Genomic DNA, 22628 nt, shown 5'->3' on the forward strand with positions numbered 1-22628 from the left:
GTAAGATCCCTGAAAGATGATCAGGTTGATAGGTTCGAGGTGGAAGCATGGTGACATGTGGAGCTGACGAATACTAATAGATCGAGGACTTAACCATATAATATGAAGCAAATGTTATCTAGTTTTGAAGGAATATACCTTCAATAGTTTGGTGATGATGGCAGAGAGGTCACACCCGTTCCCATACCGAACACGGAAGTTAAGCTCTCTAGCGCCGATGGTAGTTGGGACCTTGTCCCTGTGAGAGTAGGACGTCGCCAAGCAAAAACCTAAGTCGTTTCGACTTAGGTTTTTTTGTGTTTATTTTTATTTACCGAAGGTTAAAATCCATAAATTTAATAATCCTAAAGAAGAAAAAAGAATAAAATAGAGGCTATTTAAAATAATGGCAATGATTTTTTGTGCTCCTGATTTTCCAAATGCTCCTAAAATAATCCCTAAGATAGGAAACATTATTTCTATCATAAGTATATATTTTAAATAATGAGAGTAGAAAAAATGGGATGATATAAATAAGTATTCAATAATTACAGCAATTACTGCGACAGAGAAAAATAAATATGATAATAGCATAGTTATTTTTTTCACGGTTATCCTCCTTATAAATAAAATCACCACCATATAAATTATATTGATTTGTAGACACAACAGTGTATATATTGAATTAAAGCATACTGAGGTAGTATATGAACAGTTATGTATAAAATAGATCTCTAGAAATATATATTCTAATTCCCTTTCCTTCTTGCATATAGTTGCAATTCTTCTTTTGAATATAACTAAAACACGAACGTTAGCAACAACTAATAAAAAAACATTCGATTATTTATTGACATTGTTTATGAAATATTGTTAATATAGCCATAGAAACAATAATATATAAGACCTCATATAATCGCGGGGATATGGCCTGCAAGTCTCTACCTAACGACCGTTATTCGTTGGACTATGGGGGAAAGTCACTCGGTATTTTTCTATTCACAAGGGATACGTATGCCTGAGTAGAGCGCTTTCTCTCATAGTAAAAGAGAAACTGTTCTATTTCAGGCTTTTTTTATTTGAATCGGGGGGATTCTAATATGAAATCACTAGTTGGAGTCATAATGGGAAGCACGTCAGACTGGGAAACAATGAAATATGCTTGTGACATTTTAGATGAATTAAATATACCGTATGAGAAAAAAGTTGTATCCGCTCATCGGACTCCGGATTATATGTTTGAATATGCAGAAACAGCTCGTGAACGTGGATTAAAAGTTATTATTGCTGGAGCTGGTGGAGCAGCACATTTACCAGGAATGGTTGCAGCGAAGACAAATCTTCCTGTAATCGGTGTCCCTGTTCAATCAAAAGCGTTAAACGGCCTAGATTCGTTATTATCAATTGTCCAAATGCCAGGAGGGGTTCCAGTTGCAACAGTTGCAATTGGTAAGGCTGGTTCAACAAATGCTGGACTACTGGCAGCACAAATACTTGGATTATTTCATGATGATATACATGATGTATTAGAGTTGAGACGAGAAGCTATTGAGAAAACTGTGCGTGAAGGTAGTGAACTAGTATGACGAGAATCATTTTACCTGGAAAGACAATTGGAATTATTGGCGGTGGCCAGCTTGGAAGAATGATGGCGCTGGCAGCTAAGGAAATGGGTTATAAAATAGCTGTTTTAGATCCTACTAAACATTCACCATGTGCACAAGTTGCCGATGTTGAAGTTGTTGCATCTTATGATGATTTGAAAGCGATTCAGCATTTAGCAGAGATAAGCGATGTTGTCACATATGAATTTGAGAATATTGATTATAGATGTTTACAATGGCTTGAGAAACATGCGTATTTACCACAAGGTAGTCAATTATTAAACAAAACGCAAAATCGTTTTACAGAAAAAAATGCGATTGTAAAGGCTGGTTTACCAGTCGCATCTTATAGACTAGTTCAGAATCAAGATGAACTTTCAGAAGCAATTGCTGAGCTGTCCTTCCCTTCGGTGCTAAAAACAACGACAGGTGGATATGACGGTAAAGGGCAAGTTGTTTTAAGATGTGAAGCTGATGTTGAGAGGGCAAGGGAGCTTGTTAGTAAAGCTGAATGTATTCTAGAAAAATGGGTGCCATTTGAAAAGGAAATATCAGTTATTGTAACTCGCAGTGTAAGTGGTGAAACGAAAGTATTCCCAGTCGCAGAAAATATTCATGTGAATAACATTTTGCACGAATCTATCGTTCCAGCTCGTATTACAGAAGAGCTTTCGCGAAAAGGGATTGAATATGCAAAAGTACTTGCGGATGAATTAAAGCTTGTGGGAACACTAGCGGTAGAGATGTTTGCTACAGCTGATGGTGAGATTTACATTAATGAATTAGCACCAAGACCGCACAACTCAGGGCATTATACACTTGATGCATGTGAAACGAGTCAGTTTGGTCAACATATTCGAGCAATCTGTAATTTACCTCTTGGAGAAACAAATTTGTTAAAACCAGTTGTCATGGTGAACATTTTAGGCGAACATATAGAAGGGGTCCTAGGACAAGTGAATAGACTAACCGGGTGCTATTTACACTTGTATGGAAAAGAAGAAGCAAAAGCACAGCGAAAAATGGGGCATGTTAATATTTTAAATGATAATATTGAAGTCGCTCTAGAAAAAGCGAAGAGTTTGCATATTTGGGACCATCAAGAACAACTGTTGGAGGGAAAAAGATGATTAATCGTTATACACGCCCTGAAATGGGTGCGATTTGGACGGAAGAGAACAAATTTAAAGCGTGGTTAGAAGTTGAGATTTTAGCGTGTGAAGCATGGGCGGAGCTTGGCGATATTCCAAAAGAAGATGTGAAAAAAATTCGTGAACATGCATCATTTGATATTGATCGTATTTATGAAATTGAAAAAGAAACACGTCATGACGTAGTTGCTTTCACTCGTGCTGTATCAGAAACACCAACATTAGGTGAAGAACGTAAATGGGTTCATTACGGTTTAACATCTACAGACGTAGTAGATACAGCTTTATCTTACATCTTAAAACAAGCAAATGAAATCTTGTTAAAAGACTTAGAAAACTTTGTTAGCATTTTAGCTAATAAAGCGAAAGAGCATAAGTACACGATTATGATGGGAAGAACACACGGTGTACATGCAGAGCCAACAACATTTGGTTTAAAACTTGGTCTTTGGTATGAAGAAATGAAACGTAACGTAGAGCGTTTCAAACAAGCTGCTGATACAGTTCGCGTTGGTAAATTATCTGGTGCGGTTGGTACATATGCAAATATTGATCCATTCGTAGAAAAGTATGTTTGTGAAAACTTAGGATTAGAAGCAGCGCCAATTTCAACACAAACATTGCAACGTGATCGTCATGCACATTACATGTCAACACTTGCACTAATCGCAACATCTGTTGAAAAGATGGCAGTTGAGATTCGTGGTTTACAAAAGAGTGAAACACGTGAAGTTGAAGAGGCTTTCGCAAAAGGTCAAAAAGGTTCTTCTGCAATGCCGCATAAACGTAATCCAATTGGATCTGAAAATATGACTGGTTTAGCTCGTGTTATCCGCGGTTATATGATGACAGCTTACGAGAATGTTCCGTTATGGCATGAGCGTGATATCTCTCACTCTTCTGCAGAACGCGTAATTTTACCAGATGCTACAATCGCGTTAAATTACATGTTAAATCGCTTTGGTAATATCGTTAAAAACTTAACTGTATTCCCAGAGAATATGAAACGCAATATGACAAGAACATACGGCTTAATTTACTCTCAGCGCGTAATGCTTACACTAATCGACAAAGGCATGGTACGTGAAGAAGCTTATGATATCATACAGCCTAAAGCGATGGAAGCTTGGGAAACACAAGTACAATTTAAAGAGCTTATAGAAGCTGACGAGCGCATTACAAGTAAGTTAACGCAAGAAGAAATTAACGAATGCTTCAATTATGAACATCATATGCAACACGTTGATACAATCTTTGAACGCCTTGGATTAAACGAAGCGTAAAATTTCATATGGCACAGAATAGAGTCATTCTGTGCCATTCTTTATAAAAATATTATTCACATTTTTCAAACTACAGGGGGCTTGCGAAATGCAAAAGCTAGAATTGCTGTATGAAGGTAAGGCAAAAAGAATTTATCGTACAGAAGCAGCAGATATGGTTTGGGTAGAGTACAAAGATAGTGCGACTGCTTTCAATGGGGAGAAGAAAGCGACAATTACAGGAAAAGGTCGTTTGAACAATGAGATTACAACTTTATTGTTCAGAAAGTTACAAGAAGTTGGAATTAAAACACACTTTGTGGAGAAGTTATCTGATACAGAACAACTTGTCAAAAAGGTGAGTATTATTCCATTAGAAGTTGTCACAAGAAACGTAATTGCAGGTAGTCTTTCAAAAAGGCTAGGAATGGAAGAAGGAACTGCTCTTACAACACCAATCGTAGAATTTTACTACAAAGATGATGATTTAGGAGATCCGCTTGTAACGGAAGATCATATTCGTTTGTTAAATGTTGCAACACCAGAGCAAGTAAGCGTATTACGAGATGCAGCTCTACAAATCAATCAAGTGTTGATTGAGCATTTCGCAAGCTGTCGTGTAAGATTAGTAGATTTCAAATTAGAGTTTGGCGTAACAGAAGAAGGGGAAATCATATTAGCAGATGAAATTTCACCAGATACTTGCCGTTTATGGGATGAAACGAGCAATGAAAAATTTGATAAAGATGTATTCCGTCGTGATCTTGGGAATTTAACAGAAGCATATGAAGAAATTTTAAAACGTTTAGGGGGAGCTTCACATGTATAAAGTTAAGGTATATATAACGTTAAGAGAAAGTGTATTAGATCCACAAGGAACTGCGGTAAAGGGAGCACTTCATAGTCTTTCATTTACAGAAGTACAAGACGTTCGAATCGGAAAGTATATGGAATTAACAATTGATAAATCAGTATCTGATCTGGATAGCAAGGTAAAAGAAATGTGCGAAAAACTATTAGCAAACGTTGTAATGGAAGACTACCGTTATGAAGTTGAGGAGGTTGTCGCACAGTGAAATTTGCCGTAATAGTATTTCCAGGTTCGAACTGTGATGTTGATATGTTTCATGCAATTAAAGATGAGCTTGGCGAAGAAGTAGATTACGTTTGGCATGATACAGAGAACTTAGATGAGTATGATGCGATTCTATTACCAGGTGGATTCTCTTACGGTGACTACTTACGCTGTGGTGCTATTTCTCGCTTTGCTAATGCAATGAAAGCAGTGCAAAAAGCTGCTGAGCAAGGAAAGCCGATTTTAGGTGTATGTAATGGATTCCAGATTCTTGTTGAATCGGGATTACTACCAGGAGCATTAATGAGAAACGAAAACTTAAAGTTTATGTGCCGTACTGTTCAGTTACGTGTTGAAAATAATGAAACGATGTTTACATCACAATATGAAAAAGATGAAGTAATTAACATTCCAATTGCACATGGCGAAGGAAATTACTATTGTGATGAAGCGACCCTTAAACAATTAGAAGAGAATAATCAAATCGCATTCCGTTACGTAGAAAATCCGAATGGAAGCGTTTCAGATATTGCAGGTATTGTAAATGAAAAAGGGAATGTCCTTGGTATGATGCCACACCCAGAGCGTGCTGTAGATGAATTACTTGGCGGTGCTGAAGGGTTAAAAGTCTTTCAATCTATCTTAAAACAGTGGAGGGAAACATATGTCGTTAATGCTTGAACCAAGTCCAACACAAATTAAAGAAGAGCGTATATATGCGGAAATGGGGCTAACAGACGAAGAGTTTGCCATGGTTGAAAAGATTTTAGGCCGTTTGCCGAATTATACAGAAACGGGACTATTCTCTGTTATGTGGTCTGAACATTGTAGTTATAAAAATTCAAAGCCAGTTCTTCGTAAGTTTCCAACGACAGGTGAGCGCGTTCTGCAAGGACCTGGAGAAGGCGCTGGAATTGTAGACATTGGTGATAATCAAGCCGTTGTATTTAAAATGGAAAGTCATAACCATCCTTCTGCAATTGAGCCATATCAAGGGGCAGCAACAGGTGTCGGCGGTATTATTCGCGATGTATTCTCTATGGGAGCACGTCCGGTAGCTCTATTAAACTCACTTCGCTTCGGTGAATTACAATCACCACGCGTGAAATATTTATTTGAAGAAGTAGTAGCAGGAATCGCAGGATACGGTAACTGTATCGGTATTCCTACTGTTGGTGGAGAAGTACAGTTTGATCCATGTTATGAAGGAAATCCACTTGTAAATGCAATGTGTGTAGGCCTAATTAATCATGAAGATATTAAAAAAGGGCAAGCACATGGTGCTGGTAATACAGTAATGTACGTAGGAGCATCAACTGGTCGTGATGGTATTCACGGTGCAACATTCGCATCTGAAGAGCTATCTGAAAGTTCAGAAGCGAAACGTCCGGCAGTTCAAGTAGGAGATCCATTTATGGAAAAACTTCTTATTGAAGCATGTTTAGAACTTATTCAGTCTGATGCACTTGTTGGAATTCAAGATATGGGAGCTGCTGGTTTAACATCATCTTCTGCAGAAATGGCAAGTAAAGCAGGTATGGGTATTGAAATGTACTTAGATGATGTACCACAGCGTGAAACTGGAATGACTCCATATGAAATGATGTTATCTGAATCACAAGAGCGTATGTTAATCGTTGTGAAAAAAGGTAGAGAGCAAGAAATAGTAGATTTATTTGAAAAGTATGGTCTTGCAGCAGTTACGATGGGGAAAGTAACGGAAGATAAAATGCTTCGCTTATTCCATAAAGATGAAATGGTAGCTGAAGTACCGGCGGATGCTCTTGCAGAAGAAGCGCCAATTTATCATAAACCGTCAAAAGAAGCAGCATACTTTGCTGAGTTCCAGCAGATGAAAATGGAAACACCACAAGTAGAAAATTATAAAGACACGTTATTATCTCTATTACAACAACCAACGATTGCAAGTAAAGAGTGGGTATATGATCAATATGATTATCAAGTGCGCACTAGCACAATCGTTACACCAGGTTCAGATGCAGCGGTTATACGTGTACGCGGTACAGAAAAAGGATTAGCAATGACGACAGATTGTAACTCTCGCTACATTTATCTAGATCCAGAAATGGGCGGAAAAATTGCAGTAGCAGAGGCGGCACGTAATATCGTATGTTCTGGCGGGGAGCCACTTGCAATTACAGATTGCTTAAACTTTGGTAATCCAGAAAAGCCAGAGATCTTCTGGCAAATTGAGAAATCAGTAGATGGTATGAGTGAAGCTTGTCGCACATTACAAACGCCAGTTATCGGCGGAAACGTTTCAATGTATAACGAGCGTAGTGGTGAAGCTGTATATCCAACACCAACTGTTGGGATGGTTGGACTTGTACACGATTTAAAACACGTAACAACACAAGAATTTAAACAAGCTGGCGATTTAGTTTATGTAATCGGAGAAACGAAAGCTGAGTTTGGTGGAAGTGAATTACAGAAAATGATTTACGGCAAAATTTTCGGTCAATCACCAAGCATTGATCTAGATGTAGAATTAAAACGCCAAAAACAATTACTAGCAGCAATTCAAGCTGGACTTGTTCAATCTGCACATGATGTTGCAGAAGGTGGTTTAGCAGTTGCAATTACTGAAAGTGCAATTGGTACTAACGGTTTAGGTGCTACTGTGAAATTAGACGGGGAAGCAACAGCAGCACTATTTGCAGAATCACAATCTCGCTTTGTTATAACTGTAAAACGTGAAAATAAAGAAGCATTTGAGAAAGCGGTTGAAGCAATTCAAGTTGGAGAAGTTACAAATACAAATGAAGTAACAATTCATAATGAAGAAAATGAAGTATTACTTACAGCAAATGTAGATGAAATGAGAAAGGCTTGGAAAGGGGCAATCCCATGCTTGCTGAAATAAAGGGGTTAAATGAAGAATGTGGCGTTTTTGGAATTTGGGGGCATGAAAATGCAGCACAAGTTTCGTACTACGGATTGCACAGTTTGCAGCACCGTGGACAAGAGGGCGCAGGCATTGTTGTAAATAATGGGGAAAAAATCATCGGTCACAAGGGATTAGGTTTAATATCAGAAGTGTTTTCAAGAGGTGAGCTAGAAGGATTAAACGGAAAATCAGCAATTGGACACGTACGATATGCAACAGCTGGTGGAAGTGAAGTTGCTAACGTTCAACCATTATTATTCCGTTTTTCTGATCATAGTATGGCGCTAGCTCATAACGGAAATTTAATTAACGCAAAGATGCTTCGTCGTGAATTAGAGGCAGAGGGAAGTATTTTTCAAACAAGTTCAGATACAGAAGTACTTTTACATCTCATTAAACGTAGTACGAAAGATTCTTTAATTGATAGTGTAAAAGAGGCCCTAAATAAAGTGAAAGGTGCGTTCGCATATCTTTTACTAACTGGAAATGAAATGATTGTTGCGCTAGATCCGAATGGATTCCGCCCTCTGTCAATTGGAAAGATAGGGGATGCTTACGTTGTAGCATCAGAAACATGTGCTTTCGATGTAGTAGGTGCAACATACATTCGTGATGTAGAACCTGGTGAATTAATTATCATTAATGATGAAGGAATTCACGTAGATCGTTTCACAAATGATGTAGAACATGCAATTTGTAGTATGGAATACATTTACTTTGCACGTCCAGATTCTAATATCGCTGGCATTAATGTTCATGCAGCACGTAAAAACATGGGGAAACGTTTAGCGGCGGAAGCTCCTATTGAAGCTGATGTAGTTACTGGTGTGCCAGACTCTAGTATTTCAGCAGCGATTGGTTATGCGGAGGCGACAGGAATTCCGTATGAGTTAGGATTAATTAAAAATCGTTACGTTGGACGTACGTTTATTCAACCTTCTCAAGAACTGCGTGAGCAAGGGGTTAAGATGAAGCTTTCAGCAGTAAGAGGCGTAGTTGAAGGAAAACGAGTTGTTATGATTGACGATTCTATCGTAAGAGGAACGACAAGTAAACGAATTGTTCGTATGCTTCGTGAAGCTGGAGCGACAGAAGTTCATGTAAGAATCGCTTCACCACCTCTTAAGTACCCATGTTTCTACGGAATTGATATTCAAACGAGAAAAGAATTAATCGCAGCAAATAATTCAATAGAAGAAATTCGTCAAATCATCGGAGCAGATTCTTTAACATTTTTAAGTGAAGATGGATTAATAGATGCAATTGGACGTCCATATGAAGGGAAATACGGTGGCTTATGTATGGCTTACTTCAATGGGGACTATCCAACAGCTCTTTATGATTATGAGCAAGAGCTTTTAGAAAGTATGAAATAAGAAAGTGAAAAAAGCTTCTACTTCTTTTGATGTAGAAGCTAGCTTCTTTCTTAAAACAGCCCGCCCTGGATGGGGAGAAATTAAAAGACGAGGTGTAAAAAACGATGGCGAATGCATATAAGCAAGCAGGAGTAGATATTGAAGCTGGATATGAAGCGGTATCTCGCATGAAAAAACACGTACAAACAACAATGAGAAAAGAAGTACTAGGCGGTTTAGGCGGTTTTGGAGGTATGTTTGATCTATCAAAATTTGCATTAGAAGAACCTGTATTAGTATCTGGAACAGATGGCGTGGGAACAAAATTGATGCTCGCTTTTATGGCAGATAAACATGACACAATTGGTATTGATGCAGTAGCAATGTGCGTAAATGATATTGTTGTCCAAGGAGCAGAGCCGCTTTTCTTCCTCGATTATATTGCTTGTGGTAAAGCTGAACCTAGTAAAATTGAAAACATCGTCAAAGGTATATCAGAGGGCTGTCGCCAAGCTGGTTGTGCATTAATTGGTGGGGAAACAGCTGAAATGCCAGGTATGTATTCTACGGAAGAATATGATTTAGCTGGTTTTACAGTTGGTATTGTTGATAAAAAGAAAATTGTAACAGGTGAAAAGATTGAAGCTGGTCAAGTATTAATTGGCTTAGCATCTAGCGGTATTCATAGTAACGGTTATTCTTTAGTGCGAAAAGTGTTACTAGAAGATGGAGAATTATCTTTAGATCGTATTTATGGGCGCTTAGAACTACCTCTTGGTGAAGAATTATTAAAACCAACGAAAATTTATGTCAAACCTATTTTAGAACTATTGAAGAAACATGAAGTATACGGTATGGCGCATATTACAGGTGGCGGGTTCATTGAAAATATTCCACGTATGTTGCCAGAAGGAATCGGTGCGGAAATTGAACTAGGAGCTTGGGAAATTCAGCCGATCTTCAGTTTACTTCAAGAATTTGGAAAACTAGAAGAGAAAGAAATGTTCAATATTTTTAACATGGGTATTGGTATGGTAGTAGCAGTAAAGGAAGAAGAGGCAAAAGATATTGTTCGTCTTCTTGAAGAGCAAGGAGAAACAGCTCGTATTATTGGACGCACTGTACAAGGATCTGGTGTTACTTTTAATGAGGGAACAGAACTATGAGTAGAGTAGCAGTTTTCGCTTCTGGGAGCGGCTCTAACTTTCAATCTCTCATTAATGCGGTAGAAGAAAAAAGATTGGACGCAGATATTAGTTTATTAGTATGTGATAAACCAGAGGCACGCGCTATTGGACGGGCGCATTATCATCATATTCCGTGTTTCACCTTTTCAGCGAAAGCATATGAGTCAAAAGAAGCATTTGAAAAAGAGATATTAAAGAAGCTAGAAGAGTATGAAATTGATTATGTTATTTTAGCTGGATATATGCGTTTAATTGGACCGACTTTACTAGCAGCATACGGCGGGAAAATTATTAATATTCATCCATCACTATTACCGAGCTTTCCAGGTAAAGATGCTGTTGGTCAAGCGTTAGAAGCAGGTGTGAAAGTAACTGGAGTAACAATTCATTATGTAGATGCAGGTATGGATACAGGTCCAATTATTGCACAAGAAGCAGTAGTTGTTTCTGAAAGGGATACGAGAGAAAGCTTACAAAAGAAAATTCAACAAGTTGAACATAAATTGTACGTAAATACAGTGAATCAAATTGTTCAGTCTGTGGAAGAACCAACTGTTAACTAACATACAACCAGGGGTGAAGGATAAATGAAAAAGCGCGCATTAGTAAGTGTTTCAGATAAAACAGGAGTAGTAGAATTTGTTAAAGGTTTACTTGAACAAGGGATTGAAGTTATTTCAACAGGTGGTACGAAAAAATTACTAGAAGAAAACGGCTTACAAGTAATTGGTATTTCTGAAGTAACTGGTTTCCCAGAAATTATGGATGGCCGTGTAAAAACATTACATCCAAATATTCATGGTGGTCTATTAGCAGTTCGTGATAATGAAACGCATGTAGCGCAAATGAATGAATTAGGTATTCAACCAATTGACTTTGTTGTTGTTAACTTATACCCATTTAAAGAAACAATCGCTAAGCCTGACGTAACATTTGCTGATGCAATTGAAAATATTGATATCGGTGGCCCAACAATGATTCGCTCTGCTGCGAAAAATCATAAATTTGTATCGGTAATTGTAGATCCAGTAGATTATGATGTTGTATTAGTAGAACTGAAAGAGAACGGTGAAGTAACAGAGGAAACGAAACGTAAATTAGCAGCGAAAGTATTCCGTCATACAGCAGCATATGATGCGTTAATTTCTAACTATTTAACAGAGCAAATGGGCGAAGAAAGCCCTGAAACAGTAACGGTGACATTTGAGAAAAAACAAGATTTACGTTATGGTGAGAACCCACATCAAAAGGCAACTTTCTATAAGGCACCATTTGCTGCAACTTCTTCTGTTGCATACGCAGAACAATTACACGGTAAAGAATTATCTTACAACAATATCAACGATGCGGATGCAGCACTTAGCATCGTGAAAGAATTTACAGAACCAGCAGTAGTAGCGGTAAAACATATGAATCCATGTGGTGTTGGGGTAGGAACTGATATTCATGAAGCATATACACGTGCTTATGAAGCGGATCCAGTATCAATCTTCGGCGGTATTATTGCAGCAAATCGTGAAATTGATAAAGCTACAGCTGAAAAGTTACATGAAATTTTCTTAGAAATTATTATTGCACCTTCTTTCTCACAAGAAGCTTTAGAAGTGTTGCAAAGTAAGAAAAACTTGCGCATACTAACTGTAAATATTGAAAAGGCAACGACTGCAAGCAAAAAGCTAACTTCTGTACAAGGTGGTCTTCTTGTTCAAGAGGAAGATACGTTATCATTAGATGAAAGTGCAATTTCAATTCCAACGAAACGTGAACCGTCAGAGCAAGAATGGAAAGATTTAAAACTAGCTTGGAAAGTTGTAAAGCATGTGAAATCAAATGCAATTGTTTTAGCGAAAGATGATATGACAATTGGTGTCGGTGCTGGACAAATGAACCGCGTAGGTTCTGCGAAAATTGCAATCACACAAGCTGGCGAAAAAGCACAAGGTAGCGCACTTGCATCTGATGCTTTCTTCCCAATGCCAGATACAGTAGAAGAAGCAGAAAAATCTGGAATTACAGCAATCATCCAACCAGGCGGATCGATTCGTGATGAGGATTCTATTAAAATGGCAGATGCGTATGGGATTACGATGGTGTTCACTGGCGTACGTCATTTCAAACACTAATAGAGGATGTTTAAAAAGTCCGGTCAAGATAACTGTCGCATGTCGTCGTTGCATTGCCAGTGCGGTACTCATGTAGGAAAGCTACACTCCGTGTCCTCCTGGCGAATGCGCCTCGACCTGCTCGGCTCTCTTGATCCTCCTTTTTAAACTTCTATTGATACGGTTGTTTAAAAGGTCCGGTCAAGATAACTGTTGCATGTCGTCGTTGCATCGCCAGTGCGGTACTCATGTAGGAAAGCTACACGCCGTGTCCTCCTGGCAATTGCGCCTCGACCTGCTCGGTTTTCTTGATCCTCTTTTTTAAACTTTTATCCCGCATTAACGGGCAGTAAGACTCCCACCTCAAAACTCGGTGAATGAGAGGAAGTTAGGTGGGAGATAACTGCCCGTAAAAGCCCGATTGGTTCAACTAATAATCAGTGGGGGATGGAGAAACCCCCCACTGATTAAAGTTTCACTTTATTGATATGAAAACAAACTAGGAGCATAGCTTCTAGTTTGTACTTATTTAATTATTGGGGGATGAAATATGAATGTTTTAGTAATTGGTCGCGGTGGACGTGAGCATGCTTTAGCCTGGAAGTTTGCGCAATCTGAAAAGGTAGAAAAAGTATATGTAGCGCCAGGTAATGAAGGTATACGAGATGTTGCAACACCAGTTGATATTGATGAGAATGATTTTGATGCACTAGTTTTATTTGCAAAAGAAAACAATGTAGGCTTAACTTTCGTTGGACCAGAAATTCCACTTATGAACGGAATCGTTGATCGCTTTAAGGAAGAGGGACTTCGTGTATTTGGGCCTAATAAAGCGGCTGCTGTTATTGAAGGTAGTAAAGCTTTTACAAAAGAATTGATGAAAAAGTATGATATTCCAACTGCGGCCTATGAAACTTTTACAGACTATGAAGAGGCAGTAAGGTACATTCAAAAAGTTGGTGCACCGATTGTAATTAAGGCAGATGGATTAGCTGCTGGTAAAGGTGTAACCGTAGCAATGACGCTTGAAGATGCATTGCAGGCCGCGAAAGAAATGCTACAAGATGTGAAATTCGGCGCAGCAAGCAAGAAGGTCGTTATTGAAGAGTTTTTAGATGGACAAGAATTTTCATTAATGGCATTTGTAAATGGAACAACTGTGCATCCAATGGTAATTGCTCAAGATCATAAACGAGCTTTTGATGGCGATAAAGGTCCTAATACAGGCGGAATGGGCGCATATTCTCCAGTACCACAAATTCCGGAGTCAGCGGTTCAAGAAGCGATTCAAACAGTATTACATCCAACCGCTAAAGCGATGATCCAAGAAAATCGTTCGTTTACAGGGATTTTATATGCGGGGCTTATTTTAACGAATGATGGTCCAAAGGTAATTGAGTTCAATGCACGCTTTGGTGATCCTGAAACAGAAGTTGTATTACCTCGCTTAGAAAACGATTTAGTTGATGTATGTAACGCTGTATTAGATGAAAGTGAATTAACGTTACAATGGTCAAAGGAAGCAGTTATTGGTGTCGTACTTGCTTCAAAAGGATATCCAGAAGCATATAAAAAAGGTGAAATTATTAACGGATTAGATGCACTGCAAGAAGTAATTGTTTTCCATGCGGGTACAGCGATGGAACATGGTGACTTTGTAACAAACGGTGGCCGTGTATTATTTGTTGCTTGTAAAGCGAATAGTTTACAAGAAGCGAAAGATAAGGTCTATAAAGAAATCGGTAAAATTGAGAGTGATGGTTTATTTTACCGAAGTGATATAGGATATCGTGCCATTGGGCATGAGATGGCGAGAAGCTAATGTATAAAAAATCCCGCTGATTTCTCAGCGGGATTTTTTATGCATCTTTATCTTTTTTTAGTTTTCCTTTTTGCTTTGCCATTTCTCGAAGTAAATACTCGATGTGTGCGTTGACGCTGCGAAATTCATCATTCGCCCATTTTTCGATGACTGCGTGTAATTCAGGATCAATACGTAATGGAAAGCTTTTCTTTTTAGCCATAATTACTTACAACCTTTAATATAGGCTTCCTGTATTAATAACTGGTTGCGCACCTTTATCTGAAACGATGGCAACTAATAAATTGTTCACCATATTTGCTTTACGCTCGTCATCTAATTCAAGTACGCCTTCTTCATCTAACATATGGATTGAATCTTTCGCCATCTTCACAGCACCTTCAACAATCTCTTTTCGAGCAGCTAATACTGCTTTTGCTTGTTGACGTTGCAACATTGCATGGGCAATTTCTGTTGCGTAAGCTAAATGTGTTAAACGAGTTTCTAATACTTCTACGCCAGCGATTTCAAGTCGTGCTTCTAACTCACGCTTTAATTCTTCAGAGATTTCTTCAGTATTTCCTCGTAACGTTATGCAAGTTTCATCTTGGAAATTATCATAAGGATATTTTGTAGCAACGTGGCGGATTGCTGTTTCACTTTGAATTTCTACGAATCGATCGTAATGCTCAACACCAAACATTGCTTTTGCGGAATCAACAACTTTATATACGATAACGGCTGCAATTTCAATTGGATTGCCCTCAACATCGTTTACTTTTAATTTCTTACTGTTAAAGTTTTCAACACGTAAAGATACAGTTTGACGAAACGCGAATGGAATTGTTAAAAATAAACCATTTTGACGAATTGTTCCTAAATAACTACCGAAAAACGTAATTACTTTTGCTTGGTTTGGTTGAACAATACCAATACCTGTAGCGAGAACTGCGGCTAAAATAATAGTTAATGCTGCTACTACAAAAACTTCTTGCACAAGGAAAAACACGCCGATAGCGGCTAAAATTAAAATCCCGATAATACCGAGAAAACCATTTACATAAAAAACTTGTTTTTCTTTCATATGATCGCCTCCTGATATAAAAATGATATCATTTTTATATCATTACATGCAAGGATTTTATACCTAATTTTCTGGAATTTATCGATTGATATCTTTTATGTACTTTTTAGGGATAAAACTCCAAAAGGATAAGAATGTACGTTCTGTTTTGTGGTAAAATAAAGAAGACTTAGCCGCCCACTGCAGCGGCTAAGTCTCTTTGAGAGCATCTTGCATCGTGACAAATGATTCAAAGCGGTTTTGCCAGGATTAATTCTTCAATCGCTGACTCAATCTCTTTGTCAGAAGTGTCATAACTTCCATCTGACTTTGACTTTGGCTTGTCATGACTGGAAGCTGAATTAACTTCTTCTTTATTATGTCCTTTTTCAGTGAAATTCATGCTAGGCATTTTAAATGCGCTCATATTCATATATTTTCCAAACTTACAGGCTTCAACAATAGGGCAGAAACGAACGATTCCCTCCGCAATTTTCATGGCACCAATCCAGAGCAAAACTTTAGACCAAGTGCACCAAGGTTTACGTACGAGTTTAGCTGTACTACAACCGAAGAGGATGAGTCCGAGTGTGATTCGAATCAGAGCACTAATTGTGCCAATGTTTTGCTTCATTAGAAAAGCACTCCTTTTTAATTAACTTCGAAATAGAAATGCTATTTCATTTGTTAGTATTCCGTATAAGTTTTTTGATATGTAATCCAACATTTGACGTTGAAAAAGATGTTGGATTGGGCGTGTGTGTAGGTAGCTTTTTTTGTTATAATGAAAGAATGCGTAAAAGGAAGTTCAAAAAGTCCGGTAAAGATATAGCAAGGAATTTAAAAACTCCTGATAAAAATCAACTGTTATTTTGAACAGAAATATAGATATGACTAGAGAAAAGAAAGGGTGTTTTCATGTACGATATTTCCGGATGGAAACATGTATTTAAGCTTGATCCAAATAAGGAGTTAAGCGACGAACATTTAGAAATGATTTGTGAATCTGGAACGGATGCTGTTATTGTAGGCGGAAGTGATGGAGTTACAATTGATAACGTATTACACATGCTAGTTAGCATTCGTAGATATGCAGTTCCTTGTGTGTTAGAGGTGTCTGATTTGGAAGCAATTACACCGGGATTTGATTTTTATTACATCCCAAGTGTTTTAAATAGCCGAAAAGTAGAATGGGTAACAGGTGTTCATCATGAGGCATTGAAAGAATTTGGGGATATTATGGACTGGGACGAAATTTTCATGGAAGGGTATTGTGTTTTAAATCCAGAAGCGAAAGTAGCCCAGCTTACAGATGCAAAATGTGATTTAACAGAAGATGATGTTATTGCATATGCACGTTTAGCAGACAGGCTATTACATTTACCGATATTCTATTTAGAATATAGCGGGACGTATGGAGATATTGAACTTGTTAAAAATGTAAAAGCAGAATTGAAACAAGCTAAGCTATATTATGGCGGTGGTATTTCCAATGCAGAACAAGCGAAAGAAATGGCACAGTATGCTGATACAGTAGTTGTTGGAAATGTTATTTATGATGATATAAAAGCTGCGTTAAAAACAGTTAAAGCAGTAAAAGGAGAGTAGGTGCAGGCGCATATGAGTATGACAGATAAGTTATTAAATGGTTTAAATCCGCAACAACAAAAAGCAGTACAAACAACAAATGGACCACTTCTATTAATGGCAGGCGCAGGGAGTGGGAAAACACGTGTGTTAACACACCGTATTGCATATTTACTTGGTGAAAAAGGTGTGGCGCCATGGAATGTACTAGCAATTACCTTTACAAATAAAGCTGCTCGTGAAATGCGTGAGCGTATTGATAAACTTGTTGGACCAGAGGCAGAAGATATTTGGATTTCTACGTTCCACTCAATGTGTGTTCGTATTTTACGACGTGATATAGATCGTATCGGTATAAATCGTAATTTCACAATTTTAGATGCGGGCGACCAGTTAACTGTCGTGAAGAAAATTATGAAGGAGCGTAATATTGATCCGAAGAAGTTTGAGCCGCGCTCTATTTTAGCGGGTATCAGTAATGCGAAAAATGAACTGTTATCTGCAGATAAATATGCAAAAAAAATTACAATCGCTGATCCATATGAAAAATTAACGAGCGATGTATATACAGAATATCAAAAACGCCTTCTGAAAAATAACTCATTAGACTTTGATGATTTAATTATGACGACGATTCAGCTATTTGAGCGTGTTCCAGAAGTACTAGAGTTTTATCAGCGTAAGTTCCAATATATTCACGTTGATGAGTATCAAGATACGAACAAAGCGCAGTACCTTCTTGTTAAACATTTGGCATCACGTTTTAAAAACCTTTGTGTTGTTGGTGATTCGGATCAGTCTATTTACCGCTGGCGTGGTGCTGATATTTCTAACATTTTGTCATTCGAAAAAGACTATGAGAATGCGCAAGTTATTCTGTTAGAACAAAACTATCGTTCATCACAAAATATTTTAAATGCAGCTAATGCTGTAATTGAAAAAAATTCAAACCGTAAACCGAAGAAATTATGGACAGACAATCAAATTGGAAGCAAAATCTCGTATTATCGTGCTGCAACTGAAAAGGACGAAGCGTATTTTGTTGCGAAAAAAATTCGTGATGATATTCAAATGGGGAACCGAAAATATACTGATTTTGCAGTATTATATCGTACGAATGCCCAGTCTCGTATGATCGAGGAGATTTTCCTAAAATCTAATATCCCTTACAAAATTGTCGGCGGTACTAAGTTCTACGACCGTAAAGAGATTAAAGACATTTTGGCGTACTTACGTTTAATTGGGAATCCAGAAGATGAGATTAGTTTTGCACGTATTATTAACATGCCAAAGCGCGGGATTGGTGCGACTTCTATTGATAAAATTATTAACTACGGTGTACAAAATGGAATTTCATTAACTGCTGTATTAGATGAGATTGAGCATGTTGGAGTAAGTGCAAAAATTACAAAGGCAGTCAAAGAATTCGCAGGTTTATTACACAACTGGGTAAATATGCAAGAGTATTTATCTGTTACGGAATTAGTAGAAGAAGTTATTGAAAAAACAGGCTATCGCGATATGTTGAAAAATGAGCGTTCTTTAGAAGCAGAAGGTCGTTTAGAAAACTTAGACGAGTTTTTATCTGTTACGCAAACATTCGAATCTCAAAGCGAAGATAAGAGCCTTGTTGCATTCTTAACAGACTTAGCTCTTGTTGCGGATATTGATCGTGTAGATGAAGATCCAACTGCTGGTGAAGAAGTTATTTTAATGACGATGCACTCAGCAAAAGGATTAGAGTTCCCAGTTGTCTTTATTGTTGGCTTAGAGGAAGGGATATTCCCGCATACTCGTTCTCTTATGGAAGAGGATGAAATGCAAGAAGAGCGTCGTCTTGCCTATGTAGGTATTACTCGTGCAGAAGAAGAGCTATACTTATCCAATGCTCAAATGCGTACTTTATTTGGTAGAACAAGTATGAATGCAGCATCTCGATTTATTACAGAAATTCCGGCAGAATTAGTAGAACCATTAAACGAAACAGCACCGAAGCGTGAAACTTCGTTTGGTGCAAAAGGAAGAACGACAAGCGCAACTACAACACGTTCTCGTTCAGCTTTCGTGCGTCCGGCTGTTAAGACAACAGGTGGCGAGCAAATTGGCTGGGCAATAGGAGATAAAGCTTCTCATCAGAAGTGGGGAGTTGGTACAGTTGTAAGTGTAAAGGGTGAAGGTGATGCAAAAGAATTAGATATTGCTTTCCCAAGCCCAATTGGTATTAAACGTTTATTAGCAAAATTTGCACCTGTGACGAAACAATAGGAAAGGACTGAGGATATGTCAAAAGAGATAGCCAAAAAACGTATAGAAGAACTGCGTGATTTGTTAAATACATTTAACTATCAATATCACGTATTAGACAATCCTTCTGTTTCTGATGCGGAATATGACCGTGATATGCAGGAGCTTATGAAATTAGAAGTAGAGAACCCTGAATTTGTAACGGAAGACTCCCCCTCTATTCGAGTTGGGGGAACTGTACTTGATATATTTGAAAAGGTAACGCATAAATCACCGATGTTAAGTTTAGGTAACGCATTTAATGAAGGAGATTTGCGTGATTTTGACCGAAGAGTACGTCAAGGAATTGATGATACGAATGTAAGATATATATGCGAATTAAAAATTGACGGACTTGCTGTTTCACTTCATTATGAAAAAGGACGCTTTATTCAAGGTGCAACACGTGGTGATGGTGTAACGGGTGAAGATATTACCCAAAACTTGAAAACGATTAAAGCAATTCCACTTCGATTAAATGAAGAAGTAACGTTAGAAGCGCGAGGCGAGGCTTATATGCCGAAGCGTTCATTCGTTAAATTAAATGAGGAAAAAGAGCAAAATGGTGAAGATGTATTTGCGAATCCACGTAATGCGGCAGCAGGATCGATACGCCAACTTGATCCGAAAATTGCAGCGAAGCGTAACTTATCTATGTTTGTGTATGGTCTTGCTAATGTAGAAGAAAAAACAATTCCATCCCACAGTGAATCACTGGATTTCTTAGGTGAGCTTGGATTTAAGACGAATCCAAATCGTCGTACATGTGAAACAATTGAAGACGTAATAGCCTATGTAGAAGAGTGGCAAGAGAAACGCCCGCATCTTGATTATGAGATTGACGGAATCGTTATAAAAGTAGACGATGTTGCTATTCAAGAAAGCTTAGGAACCACAGCAAAGAGTCCGAGGTGGGCAATTGCTTATAAATTTCCGGCTGAAGAAGTTGTGACGAGATTAACAGGGATTGAATTAAGTGTCGGCCGCACAGGGGTTGTAACACCAACTGCAGAGCTAGAGCCAGTGCGAGTGGCTGGAACTATCGTTCGTCGTGCTTCTTTACATAACGAAGATTTAATTCGTGAAAAGGATATTCGAATTGGTGACTACGTTGTTGTGAAAAAGGCTGGGGATATCATTCCTGAAGTTGTGAACGTTATTTTTGATAAGCGTACTGGTGAGGAAGAAGAATATCATATGCCAACGCATTGTCCAGCATGTGAGAGTGAACTTGTTCGTTTAGAAGAAGAAGTAGCACTTCGATGTATAAATCCGACTTGTCCAGCTCAAATTCGTGAAGGATTAATCCATTTCGTTTCAAGAAATGCAATGAATATTGATGGACTTGGAGAACGTGTAATTACACAACTCTTTGATGCGGATTATATTCGTACGTTTGCTGATTTATATTCATTGACGAAAGAGCAATTATTACAGCTAGAACGTTTCGGTGAAAAATCAGCAACAAATTTAGTACAAGCAATTGAGAATTCTAAGGAAAACTCATTAGAGCGATTATTATTCGGTCTTGGTATTCGTCACGTCGGAGCGAAAGCGGCACGTACATTTGCTGAGCATTTCGAAACGATGGATGAGCTTGTGAAAGCAACGGAAGAAGAACTAAAAACAATTAACGAGATTGGTGAAAAAATGGCTCAATCCGTTGTAACGTATTTCGATAATGAAGACGTATTAGAGCTATTACAACAATTTAAAGAGTATGGCGTGAACATGGCATACAAAGGTATAAAAGTTGCTGATCTACAAAATGTTGAATCGTACTTTGCAGGGAAAACTGTCGTCTTAACAGGGAAATTAGAAGTTATGGGACGCAGTGAAGCGAAGAAGAAGATTGAGGCATTAGGTGGAAAAGTAACAGGAAGTGTTAGTAAAAGTACGGATTTAGTTGTTGCTGGTGAAGCTGCTGGTTCGAAATTAGCGCAAGCAGAGAAGCACAATGTTGAAGTTTGGAATGAAGATAGGTTCTTACAAGAGCTGAATAAGTAAGAGGTGCAAACTTACGATGAAAAAAATAGCGTTAGCGGTATTAAGTCTTAGCCTACTTGTAAGTGGGTGTAGCATGGGTTCCAATAAGGATGAAAAAGTAGTTGAGAAATCGGGGAAAGCGAAAGAACAAGCGGTTATCCCGAAATACTCCATTTCGGATGAATATTATAAGACAACGGTTCCATTTGCTCCAGGTGAGGCACGTGGTTTAGTTGTACAAGGTTTAAACAGTCGCCTTGATATAGATGAGTTTGAAACTGGATTAATGCGCATTGCGAAAGAATCATTTAGCACGAAAGACTATTTCTTTAAAGGCGGAAAGGTTCTAGATGCTCAAAATATACAAATGCTTGTAAAAAGAAAGCGTACAGATGCTGAACAAAAAGAGCTAGAGGACAAGTTGAAAAAGGATGCAGTTAAATTTCCGAATATCGGACTGAATCCAGCCTTAAGTGAAGGTTCAGAGTCACTAGAAGTGAAAAATAAAAAAAATCCAATGTATATCTCAAATATTTTAGAGCATGATTACTACGTACAAAAAGGTGAGAACGATGTTGAACGTGGTGGCATTGTAATTGGATTGGCGATGAATTCTGTTCAATATTATGAGGAAGAGCATGGGTATCCACGTGAGGCTGCAATCCCAGATGAAAAAATGTTAGCTGAAGGGAAAAGAATGGCACAAGAAATCTTGAAATTCATGCATCAAAAAGACGCTGACACAAAAAATGTTCCGATAACATTTGCAATTTATCGTCAAGGTCCAAAGTCTTCACTTGTGCCAGGGAATTTTGTTTCTTATGCTAAGGTAGAAAAAGGCAGTGAAACGGTTGAGGATTGGCAACCAATCAATGAGAAATATTACTTGTTCCCGTCTGAACAAGCAAAAGCCGATAAACGTGAAGACATTATGAGGGTGACAAACTTTAAAATAAAATTAAGCGAGTATTTCCAAGGGGATTATACAGCTGTTATCGGTACTGGAATGTATAAAGACGATGAACTAAAAGAAATGAAACTTGATATTCCTGTCCAATTTAATGGGAAAGCTGAAGTAATTGGTTTTACACAATATGTAGCAGGACTTGTTATGGAATACTTCCCAAATTATATGAAAGTACAAGTAACAATTAAATCTGTAGAACGTCCAGAAGCAATTATTATACGTGAAGCGAAGCAAGATGAACCGTTTGTAAAAATTTTAGATTAAAGATGAGAGCTGTTCCATAAAGGAACAGCTTTTTTTCTCGGAAAATTTTGTTAT

At 38.0% G+C, this 22628-nt stretch carries 20 protein-coding genes, 2 rRNA genes and 1 riboswitch; of the genes, 18 read left to right on the forward strand and 4 right to left on the reverse strand.

Going from position 1 to position 22628, the window contains the following annotated elements; translation table 11 throughout:
* Together MR071_RS10330 and rrf are read left to right on the forward strand one after the other, a co-directional pair.
* A 23S ribosomal RNA gene (locus MR071_RS10330) occupies nucleotides 1-97 on the forward strand; the annotation flags it as partial.
* A 50-nt stretch (nucleotides 98-147) separates the two neighbouring features.
* A 5S ribosomal RNA gene (gene rrf / locus MR071_RS10335) occupies nucleotides 148-263 on the forward strand.
* Nucleotides 264-306: 43 nt separating this feature from the next.
* Here the strand turns inward: rrf and MR071_RS10340 are convergent.
* Entirely contained in the window at nucleotides 307-588 is a 282-nt protein-coding gene (locus MR071_RS10340) for a hypothetical protein (RefSeq protein ID WP_105586200.1), read from the reverse strand.
* Nucleotides 589-867: 279 nt separating this feature from the next.
* Nucleotides 868-969: riboswitch (purine riboswitch) on the forward strand.
* A 110-nt stretch (nucleotides 970-1079) separates the two neighbouring features.
* Between MR071_RS10340 and purE the strand changes: the two genes are divergently transcribed.
* The 12 genes from purE to purD all read left to right on the forward strand — a co-directional run bounded on the left by purE (nucleotide 1080) and on the right by purD (nucleotide 14445).
* Nucleotides 1080-1565: a 5-(carboxyamino)imidazole ribonucleotide mutase gene (purE, locus tag MR071_RS10345; RefSeq protein ID WP_105586201.1), complete on the forward strand. Its 486-nt coding sequence runs from the start codon at nucleotides 1080-1082 to the stop codon at nucleotides 1563-1565.
* Entirely contained in the window at nucleotides 1562-2713 is a 1152-nt protein-coding gene (gene purK, locus MR071_RS10350) for a 5-(carboxyamino)imidazole ribonucleotide synthase (RefSeq protein WP_105586202.1), read from the forward strand. The genes purE and purK overlap by 4 nt, the downstream gene beginning before the upstream one ends.
* Complete coding sequence (purB, locus tag MR071_RS10355; RefSeq protein WP_105586203.1) at nucleotides 2710-4017, forward strand: adenylosuccinate lyase; 1308 nt, start codon at nucleotides 2710-2712, stop codon at nucleotides 4015-4017. The genes purK and purB overlap by 4 nt, the downstream gene beginning before the upstream one ends.
* 88 nt (nucleotides 4018-4105) lie before the next feature.
* Nucleotides 4106-4825, forward strand: a complete 720-nt coding sequence (purC, locus tag MR071_RS10360) for a phosphoribosylaminoimidazolesuccinocarboxamide synthase (protein WP_002010014.1) — start codon at nucleotides 4106-4108, stop codon at nucleotides 4823-4825.
* The gene (purS, locus tag MR071_RS10365; RefSeq protein WP_002159504.1) at nucleotides 4818-5072 is read left to right on the forward strand and encodes a phosphoribosylformylglycinamidine synthase subunit PurS; all 255 of its coding nucleotides are present in this window, start codon (nucleotides 4818-4820) and stop codon (nucleotides 5070-5072) included. The genes purC and purS overlap by 8 nt, the downstream gene beginning before the upstream one ends.
* Nucleotides 5069-5752 (forward strand): phosphoribosylformylglycinamidine synthase subunit PurQ, encoded by a 684-nt coding sequence (gene purQ / locus MR071_RS10370; RefSeq protein WP_002159503.1) that lies wholly within the window; start codon nucleotides 5069-5071, stop codon nucleotides 5750-5752. Before purS ends, purQ begins: the two co-directional genes overlap by 4 nt.
* Nucleotides 5736-7955 (forward strand): phosphoribosylformylglycinamidine synthase II, encoded by a 2220-nt coding sequence (gene purL / locus MR071_RS10375; protein ID WP_242235887.1) that lies wholly within the window; start codon nucleotides 5736-5738, stop codon nucleotides 7953-7955. The genes purQ and purL overlap by 17 nt, the downstream gene beginning before the upstream one ends.
* Nucleotides 7940-9355: an amidophosphoribosyltransferase gene (gene purF / locus MR071_RS10380; RefSeq protein ID WP_105586205.1), complete on the forward strand. Its 1416-nt coding sequence runs from the start codon at nucleotides 7940-7942 to the stop codon at nucleotides 9353-9355. The genes purL and purF overlap by 16 nt, the downstream gene beginning before the upstream one ends.
* 104 nt (nucleotides 9356-9459) lie before the next feature.
* The gene (purM, locus tag MR071_RS10385; protein WP_105586206.1) at nucleotides 9460-10500 is read left to right on the forward strand and encodes a phosphoribosylformylglycinamidine cyclo-ligase; all 1041 of its coding nucleotides are present in this window, start codon (nucleotides 9460-9462) and stop codon (nucleotides 10498-10500) included.
* On the forward strand, nucleotides 10497-11084 hold the full coding sequence (gene purN / locus MR071_RS10390) for a phosphoribosylglycinamide formyltransferase (protein ID WP_105586207.1): 588 nt from the start codon (nucleotides 10497-10499) through the stop codon (nucleotides 11082-11084). Before purM ends, purN begins: the two co-directional genes overlap by 4 nt.
* A 24-nt stretch (nucleotides 11085-11108) precedes the next feature.
* The gene (gene purH / locus MR071_RS10395; protein ID WP_242235890.1) at nucleotides 11109-12644 is read left to right on the forward strand and encodes a bifunctional phosphoribosylaminoimidazolecarboxamide formyltransferase/IMP cyclohydrolase; all 1536 of its coding nucleotides are present in this window, start codon (nucleotides 11109-11111) and stop codon (nucleotides 12642-12644) included.
* A 529-nt stretch (nucleotides 12645-13173) separates the two neighbouring features.
* The gene (purD, locus tag MR071_RS10400; RefSeq protein ID WP_242235892.1) at nucleotides 13174-14445 is read left to right on the forward strand and encodes a phosphoribosylamine--glycine ligase; all 1272 of its coding nucleotides are present in this window, start codon (nucleotides 13174-13176) and stop codon (nucleotides 14443-14445) included.
* Between the two features lie 37 nt (nucleotides 14446-14482).
* Here purD and MR071_RS10405 read toward each other — a convergent pair whose 3' ends face one another.
* The 3 genes from MR071_RS10405 to MR071_RS10415 all read right to left on the reverse strand — a co-directional run bounded on the left by MR071_RS10405 (nucleotide 14483) and on the right by MR071_RS10415 (nucleotide 16121).
* A complete protein-coding gene (locus MR071_RS10405) occupies nucleotides 14483-14647 on the reverse strand; it encodes a type II toxin-antitoxin system antitoxin (protein ID WP_001085171.1) in 165 nt (54 codons plus the stop codon).
* Nucleotides 14648-14662: 15 nt separating this feature from the next.
* Nucleotides 14663-15508, reverse strand: coding sequence for an SPFH domain-containing protein (locus tag MR071_RS10410; RefSeq protein ID WP_105586210.1), 846 nt, complete (start codon nucleotides 15506-15508; stop codon nucleotides 14663-14665).
* Nucleotides 15509-15737: 229 nt separating this feature from the next.
* Nucleotides 15738-16121, reverse strand: a complete 384-nt coding sequence (locus tag MR071_RS10415) for a YgaP family membrane protein (RefSeq protein ID WP_002124877.1) — start codon at nucleotides 16119-16121, stop codon at nucleotides 15738-15740.
* Nucleotides 16122-16405: 284 nt separating this feature from the next.
* Between MR071_RS10415 and pcrB the strand changes: the two genes are divergently transcribed.
* Genes pcrB through MR071_RS10435 form a run of 4 tightly spaced genes read left to right on the forward strand, consistent with a single transcriptional unit; the run spans nucleotide 16406 to nucleotide 22574 of the window.
* Nucleotides 16406-17095 (forward strand): heptaprenylglyceryl phosphate synthase, encoded by a 690-nt coding sequence (pcrB, locus tag MR071_RS10420; RefSeq protein ID WP_105586212.1) that lies wholly within the window; start codon nucleotides 16406-16408, stop codon nucleotides 17093-17095.
* A gap of 12 nt (nucleotides 17096-17107) precedes the next feature.
* The gene (gene pcrA / locus MR071_RS10425; RefSeq protein ID WP_242235894.1) at nucleotides 17108-19339 is read left to right on the forward strand and encodes a DNA helicase PcrA; all 2232 of its coding nucleotides are present in this window, start codon (nucleotides 17108-17110) and stop codon (nucleotides 19337-19339) included.
* A gap of 15 nt (nucleotides 19340-19354) precedes the next feature.
* Entirely contained in the window at nucleotides 19355-21364 is a 2010-nt protein-coding gene (ligA, locus tag MR071_RS10430; protein WP_242235896.1) for an NAD-dependent DNA ligase LigA, read from the forward strand.
* Nucleotides 21365-21380: 16 nt separating this feature from the next.
* Nucleotides 21381-22574: a CamS family sex pheromone protein gene (locus tag MR071_RS10435; protein ID WP_105586214.1), complete on the forward strand. Its 1194-nt coding sequence runs from the start codon at nucleotides 21381-21383 to the stop codon at nucleotides 22572-22574.
* Nucleotides 22575-22628 lie beyond the last annotated feature (54 nt).

The sequence above is a fragment of the Bacillus cereus group sp. BfR-BA-01316 genome, assembly GCF_022664195.1.
Classification (GTDB): domain Bacteria; phylum Bacillota; class Bacilli; order Bacillales; family Bacillaceae_G; genus Bacillus_A.

What these genes read in the sequence shown, in the direction of transcription:
- purB (WP_105586203.1), top strand. Translation starts at nt 2,710, where the DNA reads ATGATTAATCGTTATACACGCCCTGAAATGGGTGCGATTTGGACGGAA.
- purH (WP_242235890.1), top strand. Translation starts at nt 11,109, where the DNA reads ATGAAAAAGCGCGCATTAGTAAGTGTTTCAGATAAAACAGGAGTAGTA.
- purM (WP_105586206.1), top strand. Translation starts at nt 9,460, where the DNA reads ATGGCGAATGCATATAAGCAAGCAGGAGTAGATATTGAAGCTGGATAT.
- ligA (WP_242235896.1), top strand. Translation starts at nt 19,355, where the DNA reads ATGTCAAAAGAGATAGCCAAAAAACGTATAGAAGAACTGCGTGATTTG.
- purS (WP_002159504.1), top strand. Translation starts at nt 4,818, where the DNA reads ATGTATAAAGTTAAGGTATATATAACGTTAAGAGAAAGTGTATTAGAT.
- pcrB (WP_105586212.1), top strand. Translation starts at nt 16,406, where the DNA reads ATGTACGATATTTCCGGATGGAAACATGTATTTAAGCTTGATCCAAAT.
- purF (WP_105586205.1), top strand. Translation starts at nt 7,940, where the DNA reads ATGCTTGCTGAAATAAAGGGGTTAAATGAAGAATGTGGCGTTTTTGGA.
- purE (WP_105586201.1), top strand. Translation starts at nt 1,080, where the DNA reads ATGAAATCACTAGTTGGAGTCATAATGGGAAGCACGTCAGACTGGGAA.
- MR071_RS10405 (WP_001085171.1), bottom strand. Translation starts at nt 14,647, where the DNA reads ATGGCTAAAAAGAAAAGCTTTCCATTACGTATTGATCCTGAATTACAC.
- pcrA (WP_242235894.1), top strand. Translation starts at nt 17,108, where the DNA reads ATGAGTATGACAGATAAGTTATTAAATGGTTTAAATCCGCAACAACAA.
- MR071_RS10410 (WP_105586210.1), bottom strand. Translation starts at nt 15,508, where the DNA reads ATGAAAGAAAAACAAGTTTTTTATGTAAATGGTTTTCTCGGTATTATC.
- purN (WP_105586207.1), top strand. Translation starts at nt 10,497, where the DNA reads ATGAGTAGAGTAGCAGTTTTCGCTTCTGGGAGCGGCTCTAACTTTCAA.
- MR071_RS10435 (WP_105586214.1), top strand. Translation starts at nt 21,381, where the DNA reads ATGAAAAAAATAGCGTTAGCGGTATTAAGTCTTAGCCTACTTGTAAGT.
- purC (WP_002010014.1), top strand. Translation starts at nt 4,106, where the DNA reads ATGCAAAAGCTAGAATTGCTGTATGAAGGTAAGGCAAAAAGAATTTAT.
- purK (WP_105586202.1), top strand. Translation starts at nt 1,562, where the DNA reads ATGACGAGAATCATTTTACCTGGAAAGACAATTGGAATTATTGGCGGT.
- purL (WP_242235887.1), top strand. Translation starts at nt 5,736, where the DNA reads ATGTCGTTAATGCTTGAACCAAGTCCAACACAAATTAAAGAAGAGCGT.
- purD (WP_242235892.1), top strand. Translation starts at nt 13,174, where the DNA reads ATGAATGTTTTAGTAATTGGTCGCGGTGGACGTGAGCATGCTTTAGCC.
- MR071_RS10415 (WP_002124877.1), bottom strand. Translation starts at nt 16,121, where the DNA reads ATGAAGCAAAACATTGGCACAATTAGTGCTCTGATTCGAATCACACTC.